The 13,174-nt window shown below is 59.7% G+C and carries 13 protein-coding genes; 5 read left to right on the forward strand and 8 right to left on the reverse strand.

Annotated elements, in window-relative coordinates:
• Positions 1–108 precede the first annotated feature (108 nt).
• The 4 genes from PF1751_RS09330 (at position 109) to PF1751_RS09345 (ending at position 2,422) form a co-directional block, all read left to right on the forward strand.
• Positions 109–840, forward strand: a complete 732-nt coding sequence (locus PF1751_RS09330; RefSeq protein WP_010211620.1) for a BamJ family beta-barrel-assembly machinery protein — start codon at positions 109–111, stop codon at positions 838–840.
• Positions 841–1,159: 319 nt separating this feature from the next.
• Positions 1,160–1,618, forward strand: coding sequence for a YkvA family protein (locus tag PF1751_RS09335; RefSeq protein WP_010211619.1), 459 nt, complete (start codon positions 1,160–1,162; stop codon positions 1,616–1,618).
• 94 nt (positions 1,619–1,712) lie between these two features.
• Complete coding sequence (locus tag PF1751_RS09340; RefSeq protein WP_010211618.1) at positions 1,713–2,054, forward strand: helix-turn-helix domain-containing protein; 342 nt, start codon at positions 1,713–1,715, stop codon at positions 2,052–2,054.
• The gene (locus PF1751_RS09345) at positions 2,051–2,422 is read left to right on the forward strand and encodes a hypothetical protein (protein WP_005786715.1); all 372 of its coding nucleotides are present in this window, start codon (positions 2,051–2,053) and stop codon (positions 2,420–2,422) included. Before PF1751_RS09340 ends, PF1751_RS09345 begins: the two co-directional genes overlap by 4 nt.
• On the opposite strand, the gene PF1751_RS09350 is transcribed toward PF1751_RS09345, so the two are convergent.
• Together PF1751_RS09350 and PF1751_RS09355 are read right to left on the reverse strand one after the other, a co-directional pair.
• Positions 2,419–4,188: a bifunctional diguanylate cyclase/phosphodiesterase gene (locus PF1751_RS09350; RefSeq protein WP_042571656.1), complete on the reverse strand. Its 1,770-nt coding sequence runs from the start codon at positions 4,186–4,188 to the stop codon at positions 2,419–2,421. The two genes, PF1751_RS09345 and PF1751_RS09350, sit on opposite strands and share 4 nt — an antisense overlap.
• A 118-nt stretch (positions 4,189–4,306) precedes the next feature.
• Positions 4,307–6,388 carry a carboxy terminal-processing peptidase gene (locus tag PF1751_RS09355; RefSeq protein ID WP_175439673.1) on the reverse strand — a complete coding sequence of 694 codons (2,082 nt, stop codon included), beginning with the start codon at positions 6,386–6,388 and terminating at the stop codon, positions 4,307–4,309.
• Positions 6,389–6,526: 138 nt separating this feature from the next.
• Here PF1751_RS09355 and PF1751_RS09360 point away from each other — a divergent pair, with 138 nt between their 5' ends.
• Entirely contained in the window at positions 6,527–7,489 is a 963-nt protein-coding gene (locus tag PF1751_RS09360; RefSeq protein ID WP_010211614.1) for a zinc-binding dehydrogenase, read from the forward strand.
• 144 nt (positions 7,490–7,633) lie between these two features.
• On the opposite strand, the gene PF1751_RS09365 is transcribed toward PF1751_RS09360, so the two are convergent.
• The 6 genes from PF1751_RS09365 to PF1751_RS09390 form a co-directional block, all read right to left on the reverse strand.
• A complete protein-coding gene (locus PF1751_RS09365) occupies positions 7,634–8,287 on the reverse strand; it encodes an HAD family hydrolase (RefSeq protein ID WP_010211613.1) in 654 nt (217 codons plus the stop codon).
• 30 nt (positions 8,288–8,317) lie between these two features.
• A complete protein-coding gene (locus PF1751_RS09370; RefSeq protein WP_021492106.1) occupies positions 8,318–9,307 on the reverse strand; it encodes an ABC transporter ATP-binding protein in 990 nt (329 codons plus the stop codon).
• Positions 9,304–10,104: an ABC transporter permease gene (locus PF1751_RS09375; RefSeq protein ID WP_044286923.1), complete on the reverse strand. Its 801-nt coding sequence runs from the start codon at positions 10,102–10,104 to the stop codon at positions 9,304–9,306. Before PF1751_RS09375 ends, PF1751_RS09370 begins: the two co-directional genes overlap by 4 nt.
• Positions 10,091–10,927 (reverse strand): ABC transporter permease, encoded by an 837-nt coding sequence (locus PF1751_RS09380; RefSeq protein ID WP_044286925.1) that lies wholly within the window; start codon positions 10,925–10,927, stop codon positions 10,091–10,093. The genes PF1751_RS09375 and PF1751_RS09380 overlap by 14 nt, the downstream gene beginning before the upstream one ends.
• Positions 10,924–11,730: an alkaline phosphatase family protein gene (locus PF1751_RS09385; RefSeq protein ID WP_010211609.1), complete on the reverse strand. Its 807-nt coding sequence runs from the start codon at positions 11,728–11,730 to the stop codon at positions 10,924–10,926. Before PF1751_RS09385 ends, PF1751_RS09380 begins: the two co-directional genes overlap by 4 nt.
• A 179-nt stretch (positions 11,731–11,909) precedes the next feature.
• On the reverse strand, positions 11,910–12,986 hold the full coding sequence (locus tag PF1751_RS09390; protein WP_010211608.1) for an ABC transporter substrate-binding protein: 1,077 nt from the start codon (positions 12,984–12,986) through the stop codon (positions 11,910–11,912).
• Positions 12,987–13,174 lie beyond the last annotated feature (188 nt).

Consider the following 13,174-nt stretch of genomic DNA (forward strand, 5'->3'; position numbering starts at 1 on the left):
ACTTATCAGAAGTTTCCTGCTCACATGCCGGTAGCCATTGGTCGTGGCCGCCTGATAAGCTCGCGACTTTATTCGAATGCCCTATTGGCGCATGAACAAGGAAATAGCATGAAACAGCATCGGTTGGCGGCGGCGGTGGCCCTGGTTAGCCTGGTACTTGCGGGTTGTGATTCGCAGACCAGCGTAGAGCTGAAAACCCCGGCGCAGAAAGCTTCCTACGGCATCGGCCTGAACATGGGCAAAAGCCTTGCCCAAGAAGGCATGGATGACCTGGATTCCAAAGCAGTAGCCCAAGGCATCGAAGATGCTGTCGGCAAAAAAGAGCAGAAGCTCAAAGACGACGAGCTGGTTGAAGCGTTTGCCGCACTGCAAAAGCGTGCTGAAGAACGCATGACCAAGATGAGCGAAGAGTCGGCAGCCGCCGGCAAGAAATTCCTCGAAGACAACGCCAAGAAAGACGGCGTCGTCACCACCGCTTCCGGTCTGCAGTACAAGATCATCAAGAAAGCCGATGGCGCACAGCCTAAGCCGACTGACGTGGTGACTGTGCACTACACCGGCAAACTCACCAACGGCACCACCTTTGACAGCTCCGTGGATCGCGGTAGCCCGATTGACCTGCCGGTCAGCGGCGTGATCCCAGGTTGGGTCGAAGGCCTGCAACTGATGCACGTCGGCGAGAAGGTCGAGCTGTACATCCCTTCGGACCTGGCCTACGGCGCACAAAGCCCAAGCCCAGCGATCCCAGCCAACTCCGTGCTGGTATTCGACCTGGAGCTGCTGGCCATCAAGGATCCAGCTAAAGCAGAAGCACCTGCAGCACCAGCCGCCAAGAAGTAATCGGCGCCTGAACATACAACGCCCCGTCTAGACGGGGCGTTGTTGTTTCTGGGGGGCATCGTTCTAAATGGGGGAGCTGCGCAGATCCAAACGAACGTCTGTGGCAGGTAACAGTCTGATATAAGACTCGAGTACGGGTAGCCGCACATCAACGCCAAGTCAATGAAATCTTGGGTTTTTTTTCAGTGCGCAAAAAATGCCCGATCTGACTGAAAGCCTTGTAATACGTGGCTTTCAGCGCGGAAAATAGGCTCTGTTCACAAGGTTATCCACAATTTGTGTGGATAACCTTTTATGTCGCCTGGAACTGGAGTGACAGATGAAACCACCCTTCAATTTCACCCGTTTCCTGCCCATGGCCGCGCGTCTCCTAGGGCGTGGACGTTTGCCGACGTTACTGTTCGCGGTGGCGGCCAAGGGCTCCAGCCAGGGCAATCGCCTGGGCAAACTCAAGGATGACTTCAAGTTGCTCCAGGCGCTGTGCCTGGCCTACTGGCGCGGCGAGTACCGGGCGATCAGCCCCAAGGCGCTGATCTCGGTGGTGGCGGGGTTGATGTACTTCCTCAGCCCGATTGATGCCATTCCGGACTTTATCCCCATGTTCGGCATGCTCGACGACATTGCCGTGCTGGCATGGGTCATGAAGACCCTGGAAGGCGAACTGAGCGCCTTTCGTGCCTGGCGTGACGCCCAGCGCCCGGAAAAGCTCGCCGTGGTTGAGCGACTGCCTGCGACGCCCGCGCTGCTGGCCAAGGAAAACCCGCAAAAAAACGGATGACACGGTATATCCCCCTGCGACCTTTGTGGCTGTTAGGATTACACTCCTAAGGAAAGAGCTTACTCAGTAAGTGTTGTTATCCTACGGGGCGGTCATGGATATTCAGATAATTTCACGCAATGGCGAACCCGAATACGCGGTGTTGCCATGGGATCAGTACCAGGCGCTGCTAAAAGCTGCCGGTCAGCAACAACCGACGTTACCTCCTCTCTCATCGACTGCCCAAGCCGCCCCTGACCAGGACCTGCGCCCGCTTGCAGACCTGCGCGGCTTGCGTGAGGCCAAGGGCCTGGCGATCGAAACCCTGGCACGCACTGTGGGGATCAGCCCCTCATATCTTGGATTGATTGAAAGTGGTGAACGCCAGCCGGATGCCGCGATCCGCCGCAGCCTGGCCTGGGAATTGGGCGTTGCAGGTTGGAGGGATGAATCTTGAGCCTACGTATCAGCCGTCAACACTGGGATGGATTACTCAACGAACTGGACCAGGCTCGCCGCCAGCGCCATCTGCTGACCTACCGCGCGCTGCTGGAGCGCCTGCAATTTCCCACGCCCGCCATGCAAACCCTGGCCGCCGCCCTGGAGCACCTGGCGGCGCTGGACGCCAAGGCCGAACAGCCGTTGCGCAGCTCGCTGGTGATCAGCCAGGGCGCCAGTCGCCTGCCGCGTACCGGTTTTTTTGAATGTGTGGAGCGCCTGGGGCGTTTCAGTGGGCCGTCCGATGGCGTGGCCGCCGCGTCCTGGCACGCCTCCGAAGTGGTGCGGGTGTTCGAATACGAGTACCCGGAATCCGCCGAGGCTTAAAGCGCCTGGGGTAGTGCGTCCATGCTGTCGATCACATGGATGCTATAGCCGGCCATATCCTTGGCATGGTGCTTGGCTTGCGATGCCAGCTCCGCCAACTGGCTGGCATCGAGTTGTCCACAGGCCTGTGGATACAAATGCACCACGCCGATGGACAGTGACAGCAGCGCAAACTCCTGGCGTACGCCCTGGCGGTTGAGCGCCACGAAACAACCGGCCTCCAGGTGTTCGGCGCGGTAGAAACGTCGGCATTGGGTGTGGAAGTCATCCAGCAGCTGATTGAGGCGTTTACGCCAATCCTGCGGGCCCAGCACCAGCAAAAAGTCATCGCCGCCGATATGCCCGACAAAGTCGCGGCTGGGGTCGACGCGGTCGTTCAAGCACTGCGCCAGGCACAACAAGACCTCATCCCCACGCCCATAGCCGTAGATATCGTTGAACGGCTTGAAGCTGTCGATATCCACATAGCAGATCACCGATTCGCGCTGTTGCTGCAACAGGCGCGTCAGGCATTGCTGGATCGGCACATTGCCCGGCAGTAGGGTCAGCGGATTGGCGTAGCGCGCTTGCTGGATCTTCAACTCGGTGATCAGCTTGAGCACATCGATCACCCGGCCCAGGCCCAGATAATCACCATTGAGCGTGATGATAAAGTCTTCTTCGATGCGTTGCCGTGCACGGCTGGTGAGCAAACGGCTGACCTGCTGCAGAGACTGGCTCAGCTCCACCGCCAGGAAGTCGGTGCTCATCAAGCGGCTGATGGGTTTGCGCGCAAACAGGTCGGTGGCGAAGGGTTTCAGCAGCGCGTCCGACAGCGAATGCCGGTGGACGATACCGATCGGGTGCCCGCGCCCATCCAGCACCGCCAGGGAATTGAGGTTGGCTTGGCGCCGGAACGCTTCCAGCACCTGGGCGGTGGCGGTGTCCTGATCCACCGCCGGTTGTTCGTTGAGCAAGGCGCTGAGGTCGCTGCCTTCATCGTTCAGCGCCACGTTGGCGCTGTCAGGCTTGGGCAGCATCAGGCGTGCTTCCTGCGGCGGTTGCTCCTGCGGACGGCAGAGCAGGTAGCCTTGAACCAGGTCCACCCCCATCTCGGTCAGTACCGCCAACTCTTCAGGCAGCTCGATACCTTCGGCAATCACTTGGGCACGCGACGCCCTGGCGATTTGCAGGATGGAGCCGACAAATTCCCGCTTAAGCGCATCCTGATGGATGCCGTCGATGAAGTGTCGGTCGATCTTCACGTAATCCGGGCGCAACTCCGACCATAGACGCAGGCTGGAATAGCCGGCACCCAGGTCATCCAAGGCGATCGAGAAACCCATGTTGCGGTAGTGGTGCAGCGCCGTTTGCAGCAGGTCGATATCGTTGGTGGGGGTTTGCTCGGTGAGTTCGATCACCACTTGGCTCGGTGGAATGCCGAAGTCATGCAGCAGTTGCAGGGTGCGCCCCGGCTGATGCGCGGTTTCCATCAGGGATTGCGGCGAAACGTTGAGGAACAGCTTGCCCGGCAGCTTCTGTTCACTGAAGCGGCGGCACGCGCTTTCGCGGCAGGCGATCTCCAGTTCACTGAGCCGTCCGGCCTGGCTGGCCACGGAGAACAGGGCGACGGGGGAGTGCAGCGGGCTGTTGGACGGCCCACGACTGAGGGCTTCATAGCCGAGAATGCGTCGGTCAGAGAGGCTGATGATCGGTTGGAACAGGCTGTGCAAACTGCCTTGAGCCAGGATAGAGCCCAATGCATTCAGCTGTTCGGTCATGGTCATGGCGATCTCGATCGAAAAAAAAGGACCGCAGGCTGGCAGCCTGCGGTCCTTCATTTCACGACAGAATGATGTCTATATGATGACACTCCAGGGAGCCATCACATTAAATCGCCATCATTTACTGCTTGGCTACCTGTTTGGTGATCTTCAGGTAATCCAGCAGGATCCGGCCCGTCTCGGCCAGGTAGGCGTCGTCTTCCGGCTTGGTTTTTTCGGCTTCGGTCGGCAGCGCGTCTTCGTCTTCTTTCTTCAGCTCCTTGAGTGGATCTTCACCCTTGGCCTTGCGGCGGATGTTTTCCAGTGCAAGTTGCTTGTTTTCGATGTCGGCGTGCTGCGCGCGGCGATCCACTTCATTGAGGCTGACGGTTTTTTCTTCCATCAGCTTCTTGGCCAGGGCCAGCTTGTCGCGGATGAACACGAACTCGGCATCCTTGGCGGAGCGGGTGTCGTGGTCGGCCTTCAACTGCGCCAGGAATGGCTTGAACGGGTCAGAGGCCGGCTTGATCGCAGGGCGGATGGTGTCCCATGGCATGGCTTCCGGCAGAGCGCTCTCGCCGATTTCCTTGGTGTCGATGATCGACGGGAAATCGATGTCCGGCAGTACGCCCTGGTGCTGGGTGCTCTGCCCGGAAACCCGGTAGAACTTGGCCAGTGTCAGTTTCAGCTCGCCATGGTTAAGCGGCTGGATGGTCTGCACGGTGCCTTTGCCGAAGGTCTGGCCGCCGATGATCATCGCGCGGTGATAGTCCTGCATGGCGCCGGCGAAAATCTCCGAAGCCGAGGCCGACAGGCGGTTGACCAGCAACGCCATAGGGCCTTTGTAGAAGGCGCCTGGGTTCTCGTCTTCCAGCACGTCGACACGGCCGTCAGCGTTGCGCACCAACACAGTCGGGCCCTTGTCGATGAACAGGCTGGTCAGTTCGGTGGCTTCCTGCAGTGAACCGCCGCCGTTGTTGCGCAGGTCGATGACCACGCCGTCGACTTTTTCCTTCTGCAGTTCTGTCAGGATTTTCTTAACGTCGCGGGTGGTGGACTTGTAGTCCGGATCGCCAGCGCGGAAGGCCTTGAAGTCCAGGTAGAACGCCGGGATTTCAATCACGCCCAGCTTGTAGTCCTTGCCATCCTGCTTGAGGTTGAGGACTTTCTTCTGCACGGCCTGGTCTTCGAGCTTCACCGCTTCACGGGTGATGGACACGATCTTGCTGGTCTGGTCGTTTGGCGCATTGGTGTGCGGAATCACTTCCAGGCGCACCACGCTGCCTTTCGGCCCACGGATCAGCTTGACCACTTCGTCCAGGCGCCAGCCGACCACGTCGACCATCTCTTTGTCGCCCTGGGCAACACCGATGATCTTGTCGGCCGGAGCGACCTGCTTGGTCTTGTCCGCCGGACCTGCCGGCACCAGGCGCACGATCTTGACCTGGTCGTTGTCGCTTTGCAGGACGGCACCGATGCCTTCCAGCGACAGACTCATGTTGATATCGAAATTTTCTGCGTTATCTGGCGACAGATAATTGGTGTGCGGGTCGTAGGACATCGCGAAGGTGTTGATGTAGGCCTGGAAGATATCTTCGGCACGGGTCTGGTCCAGACGTGCGAGCTGATTCTTGTAGCGCTTGGTCAACAGCTCCTGGATGGCCTTCGGCTCTTTGCCGGCGATCTTCAGGCGCAGCACTTCGTCCTTGACGCGTTTGCGCCACAGGTCGTCGAGGGCGGCGGTGCTGGTCAGCCAAGGCGCGTCCTTGCGGTCCACCAGAAGGGTTTCCTTCTGGGTGAAGTCGAGCTTGTCGACGCCTTTGTCCAACTGGCCCAAGGCGAAGTCCAGACGCGCTTTGACGCGGTCCAGGTAGCGCTTGTAGATGGTAAAGGCGGGTTGCAGGTCGCCGCTCTTGAGGAAGTCGTCAAACTGCGTCTTCCACTTGTCGAACTCGGCAATATCGCTGGCCAGGAAGTAGCTGCGCGACGGATCCAGCAGCTTGAGGTAGCTGTCATAGATGATCACCGAGCGCGCGTCGTCCAGCGGCGGCTTGCTGTAGTGATGACGCTTGAGCAACTCGACGACGTTAAGGCTGGCAATCACCTCATCGCGATCCGGCTGAAGGTTGTCCCAGCTGTTGGCTGCGAACGTATTGGTCGACATCGACGCGAAGCCGAGACCAATGAAAAGAGCGAGGGCGGTGCTGGGGAACAAATGCTTCATGCTGATTCGACGCGGGGGCAATTGATAACGCATATTAGGCCGTCTTTGAGGGAGCCGGTTCCATATGGTCCGGTCGCATAATGCAAAAAGCCCGGCGATACAGCTACGGGCTCAGTCCAGACTCACTATGGAGGCACTGTGAAAGCATTGCAAGGCGTTGACGGTCATGTGGAGTGGTTGGACGAACCCAGTCCTACCTGCGATGTAGGGCAAGTTCGCATTCGCGTGGCGGCAGCGGGCCTCAATCGCGCCGATTTGTTACAGCGCGCGGGGCTCTATCCGCCGCCACCGGGTGCCAGCCACGTGTTGGGCCTGGAGTGTTCCGGGGTGATCAGCGAAGTGGGGGCGGGCTCATCCTGGCAAGTGGGCGACCGCGTGTGCGCACTGCTCGCCGGTGGCGGCATGGCCGAAGAAGTGGTGGTGGATGCGCGCCACGTACTGCCTGCGCCGGAAGGCTTGTCGCTGATCGAAGCGGCGGCGCTGCCTGAGGTGTACAGCACGGCGTGGCTCAATTTGTTCCAGTTGGCGGGCCTCAAGCCCGGCGAGAAGGTGCTGCTGCATGCCGGCGCCAGTGGCGTTGGCTCTGCCGCAATCCAGCTGTGCAAGGCGTTTGGCAGCCCGTGCTGGGTCAGCGTTGGCTCGGCGGACCGCCTGGCCTATTGTGAGGAACTGGGTGCCCAAGGCGGCGTGGTGCGCACCGACGGGATCGAAGGGCTGCGGGATTTCGGGCCGTTCGATGTGATCCTCGACCCGGTGGGTGGCAGCTACGCGGCGCTCGACCTCAAGTTGCTGGCCCTCGATGGGCGCTGGGTATTGATCGGCTTGATGGGCGGTCGCGACGCGCAGCTGGATCTGGCCCAGGTGCTGGGCAAGCGGATTCAGCTATTGGGTTCGACCCTGCGCAGCCGCAGTGATCAGTTCAAGGCTGATCTGTTCAGTGACTTGAGCCAGCATGTGTGGCCGTTGTTTGTTGAAGGGCGGTTGAGCCCGCAGCTGGCCAAGACTTTCCCGATCAAGGATGCCGAAGCGGCGTTCGCCGAGTTGGCGACTAACCAGATTTCCGGGAAATTGGTGTTGGTGATTGACGAAACCCTGGTCTGACCTGGATTGAAATGCAGTCAATGTGGGAGCGGGCTTGCCCGCGAAGGCGATGTATCAGTGAAGAATATTTCATCTGACACATCGCCTTCGCGAGCAAGCCCGCTCCCACATGTTGATCGCATTTCAATTTCTGAAGGGGCTGTGTCAGGTCCAGTGGTGGATCGGCCAGCCGGCCGTTTCGGCATGCTCGCGCAATACCGGGTCCGGGTTCACCACTTGCGGGTAGTCCACCTTGAGCAACAACGGCAAATCATTGCGCGAGTCCGAATAAAAGTACGCGCCTTCCAGCGATTCGCCTGCCTGCTCAAGCCACTCAAGCAGCCGCGTGATCTTGCCCTCGCGATACGTCAGCACATCGACCGTACGCCCGCTGTACACACCATGGCTGACGTCAAGGTTGATCCCCAACACTTCATCAATGCCGATCCGCGCCGCAATCGGCGTGACTAGGTGCGTGCCCGAGGCGGAGATCACCAGGATCCGGTCGCCATTGGCACGGTGGCGGGCGATGGTTTTGGTGGCGTCGCTGTAGATCAGCGGCTCGATCACGTCTTCGACCCAGGGCTCCACCAAGTGCTCGATTTCTTCCGGCGTGCGGCCGATCATCGGCTCCAGGCTGAAGTCCATGAACTCTTCCATCCGCAGCTTGCCTTGGCTGTAGGCGTCCATCAGCTCGTTGTTCTTGCGCATGAACGACTCAGGGTCGACCCAGCCCAGCCGGCCCATCTGCTCACTCCAGAGGGTGGCGCAGTCGCCATGGATGAGGGTGTCGTCCAGATCAAAAATTACCAATGCCATCCGTCATGCTCTCTCAAATGAAACGTTGCATCAGGCTACTTCACACAGGGCACTGGGGTCGATGGAAAGTGCCAGGCGTTGCCCGTCCGGATGCAGGTCATCGGCCGAACGGTTGAGCACATCTACCACCAGTTCTACACCGCGTGCTTCGATGCGGTAGCGAATCACGTTGCCCAGCAGGCTGTGGCTGCGCACCAGCGCATCCAGTTCGCCGGTGCGGCTCAGCTCAATGGCCTCCGGGCGAATGGCGATACGGCTGCTGATCGGGCGTTGCAACAGTTGGGTGGCCTTGTCGGCGTCGAGCAGGTTGTAGTTACCGATGAACCCGGCGGCGAATACATCCACCGGCGCGGTGTAGAGCGTTTCGGCATCGCCGCTTTGCACGATCTTGCCTTGGTTCATCAGGAAGATCCGGTCGGACATGGTCAGCGCTTCTTCCTGGTCGTGGGTCACGAAGATGGTGGTCAGCCCCAGTTCGCGTTGGATCTGGCGGATCTGTTCACGCAGGTGCTTGCGAATCCGCGCATCCAGCGCCGACAGCGGCTCATCCAGCAGCAACAGGCGCGGACGGGTGACCAGCGAGCGGGCCAGGGCCACGCGCTGGCATTGGCCACCGGACATCTGGTGCGGGTAGCGGCCGGCGAGGTCCTTGAGTTCGACCAATTGCAGCACTTCCTGCACGCGTTTGTGACTGTCATCGGCGTTGACTTTTTGCATGCGCAGGCCGAAGGCGACGTTCTGTTCCACGGTCATGTTGGGAAACAGCGCGTAGCTCTGGAACACCATGCCGATATGGCGTTTCTGCGGGCTCAGCGGGACGATGTCCTGGCCATCCAGCAGAATTTTCCCACTGTCCACTGACGTCAGGCCGGCGATGCAGCGCAGCAGCGTGGACTTGCCGCACCCGGACGGGCCGAGCAGGGTGACGAACTCGCCCTTGGCGACTTCGCAGTTGATGTCACTGAACACCGGGGTGCCGGCGTAGCTTTTTTGCAGGTGTTGGACGCTGACGAAGCTCATTGGCTTTTGTCCTTGTTCAAGATGTTGGCGGCCCAGGTCAGCACCAGCACAAAGAAGAAATAGGAAATCACGACGGCACTGGTGAAGTGACCGCTGCTGTTGCGCATGTTGTTCAGGTACACCTGTAATGTTTCGTAGCGGGTGCCCACCAGGATATTGGCGAACACGAACTCACCGAACAGGAACGAGAACGACAGCAGCAACGCCACCATCAAGCCTTTGCGCAGGTTCGGCAGCACCACCAGGATCGCCGCTTGCCAGGTGCTGGCGCCGAGCAGTTGTGACGCGTCCATCAGGTCGCGCAGGTTAATGGCTTGCAGGTTGTTGGTGATCGCCCGGTACATGAACGGCAGTGCGACGGTGAAGTAGCAGCCGATCAAAATCCACGGCGTGCCCACCATCGCCATCGGCCCGGAGCCATACAGTTGCAGCAAGCCCACCGACGACACCACGGGCGGCACCGCGAAGGGCAGCAGGATGAGGATGTTCATCAGCGCATCGAGCTTGGGGAAGTGGTAATGCACCACGAACAGCAGCGGCAGAATCAACACCACCGACAGGATCAGCGCGCCCACACACACCAGCAATGATTGCCCGAAGGCCATCAAGAAGCGTGGGTCGCTCCACAGCTGCACGTACCATTTCACGGTAAAACCGGCAGGCAGAATGGTTGCCGACCAACTGCTGGCAATGGAGTAGACAAAGGTGCCCGCCAGCGGCAACACCAGGATCGCAAATAACAACCACACCACTACCCGATGGTAGAGGGAGGCCGGGCCGGCTTCAGCGCGAGACATGGTAGCTCCTCTTGAGCAGCAGTTGATGGACCACGGTGACTACGGTCATCAGCGCCACCAGCACCACGGCCAGGGCGCTGGCCAGGTACGGGTCGAGGGACACATCGCCGGACACCAGCCCCGCAATGCGGATCGGCAGCACGTTGAAGTTGCCGGTGGTCAAGGCGTAGACCGTGGCATAGGCGCCGAGGGCATTGGCCAGCAGAATCACGAAAGTGCCCAGTAGGGCAGGGGTGAGCACCGGCAGGCCGATATGCCGCCAGAACTGCCAGCCATTCGCGCCCAGCAGGGACGCCGACTCACGCCAGTCTTCGCGCAGCGCATCGAAAGCCGGGTACAGCAGCAGCACGCCCAGCGGAATCTGGAAGTAGGTATAGAGGATGATCAACCCGGTTTTGGAATACAGGTTGAAGTCCTGAATGATCCCCGCCTGCTTGAGCATGATGGTGATGCTGCCGTTGAAGCCCAGCAGGATGATGAATGCGAACGCCAGTGGCACGCCGGCGAAGTTGCTGGTCATGTTGGCGAAGGCGGTGACGAAATTGCGCAGCGGCGAATCCACCCGGCGCAACGAGTAGCTGCCCAGCGTGGCAATGATGATCCCGAAGATGCTGGAGTAGAAGCTGATCTCCAGGCTGAACTGGATGGCTTGCAGGTAGAACTTCGAGCTTAAGATCCGCGTGAAGTTTTCCAGGCCCCAGCCAGCCTCTTCGGTTTGCAGGCTGTTGATCAGCACCCACACCAGCGGGGCGATTTCGAACACGATAAAGAACAGCGCGAAGGGCACCAGGCACAGCAGTGCCAGCCATTTACCACGGATCATTTCAGCAGCTCCCGGCATGCAGGTTTGTCGTGGGGCACGCCCAGCAACTCGCAGACGGTGCCGCACAGCTCGGTCTGTTTTGGCGTCGCGTTGGGGTCCAGGCTGAAGGCATCGCCAAGGACAAACAGCGGCACTTCACGCTCTTCTGGCAGCAGGCCGTTGTGGGAACGATCGTTGTTCATGCCATGGTCGGCGGTCACCAGCACCTGGTAGCCCGCATCGAGCCAGGCTTGCAGGTAGTCAGCCAGGATGATGTCGGCCGCCCGTGCGCTGTTGCGGTATTGCGGCGTATCGAGGCCGTGCTTGTGGCCGGCGTCGTCGATGTTCATCGGGTGCACCACCAGGAAGTTCGGCGCGTGCTTGAGGCGCAGGCTTTCGGCGTCGGCAAACAGGTGGGAATCCGGGTAGTGGTCATTCCAGTAGAAATGCCCGTGCTGGATCGCCAGTGCCTTGTCGTCGGTATGACGGTCGCGGGCGGCAAGGAAGGGCGTGCGGTTGTACAACTCGCTGACCCAGTGGTAAGCCGCCGCTGCCGTGGTCAGGCCGGCGTCGGTGGCGTAATGGAAAATGCTGCGCTGGTTGGACAGGCGCGAGACGTTGTTGTGGACGATGCCGCTCTGGATCGGAGGCACGCCGGTGAGTACGCATTCATACAGCGGGCGGGACAGGGCGGGCAGTTCACATTCCAGTTTGTAGAGGGCTGCGCGTCCTGCGCCGACATAGGCCTGCAAGTGCCCCATGGCGTGTCGGGCCACCTCAAAGTTCAGGCCGTCGAGCACGACAAGGATGACATTGTGCTTCATGGGGGGAGGCGCTCCGCAACAGTAGACTTGACTCAATTTCTCTGACACAAACGGGTCAAATTGTGGGAGCTGGCTTGCCTGCGATGGCGGTGCATCAGTCGACACAGAGGTTGAATGTCAGACCGCTATCGCAGGCAAGCCAGCTCCCACACTAACTGCATTTCAGGCTGGGAGCCTGATTACTTCATCTCTACTATGACCTGCTCGTTCCACAACTGCGGCAGCTTCTTGGACGTCGCTTCCCAGGCTTCGGCATCCTTGATCGGCTGCGGGTTGGCCTTGGTGTACTGCTCGCCCGGGATCAGGTTCTTGGCGATGTCGGCCGGCAGTTTCAGGTCGGTTTCAGCGCGGATCGGACGCGCATTGCCTTTCGCCAGGTTGAGCTGGCCGGCGTCGCTGAAGATGTATTCGCGGGTCAGCTTGGCGGCGTTCGGGTGTTTGGCGTATTTGTTGATGATGGTGGTGTAGCCGGATTTCACCGAGCCATCCGATGGGATCAGCACCACGTAGTCATCCGGGTTGGCCATCTTGGCCTTGTAGCTCAGGCCGTTGAAGTCCCAGACGATACCCACTTCGACTTCGCCTTTTTCCATGGTGGCAATGGTCGGGTTGGACAGGCCGAGACGACCTTGCTGGGCAATCTTGGTGAAGAATTGCAGGCCTGGGGCGATGTTCTTCTCGTCGCCCTTGTTGGCGATGGCGGCAGCGAGTACGGCGTTGGAGGCCTGGGCCGCGGTGCTCACGTCACCAACGGAGACCTTGTATTTGCCGGTCTGCAGGTCAGCCCAACTGGTAGGAACCTCGGAACCGTGCAGCAGCTTTTTGTTGACGATAAACGCGATGGTGCCGGTATAGGCCAGGGCCCAGTGACCGTCTTTGTCCTTAGCCCAATCCGGCACCTGGGCCCAGGTGGACGGTTTGTATGGCTGGGTGACTTCCTGCTTCACCGCAATCGGTCCGAACGCCGCGCCCACGTCGCCGATATCGGCGCTGGCGTTGTCTTTCTCGGCCTTGAACTTGGCAATCTCCTGGGCCGAGCTCATGTCGGTGTCGATGTGCTTGAGGCCGTAGGTCTTGGCCAGGTCTTCCCAGGTGCCCTTCCAGTTGGCCCAGTCATCGGGCATGCCGACACTGTTTACAGCGCCTTCTGCCTTAGCGGCAGCTTCCAGGGTTTTTAGATCGGTATCAGCGGCCATGGCGGCGGTGCACATGGCAATGGTCGAGCCTAACAGTGATGCCAGGAAAAGCTGTTTCATCCGAAGCTCCTTTGGGCGTTTTCAACGCGGCGGTTTTTTCTGCGGTGTTGTTGGTCTAGGTCAGAGCAATACCTGAGCCAATCTAGACGCGATGGATGACAGTTTCATGTCGATGTCGTTTTTAAAGCCTCGATGTCGCTCAGCGCAGACTTAGCGTAGACCATGCTCAAGTGCCCGTAGTGACTGGA

This window comes from Pseudomonas simiae (assembly GCF_000934565.1).
Lineage (GTDB): Bacteria > Pseudomonadota > Gammaproteobacteria > Pseudomonadales > Pseudomonadaceae > Aquipseudomonas > Aquipseudomonas simiae.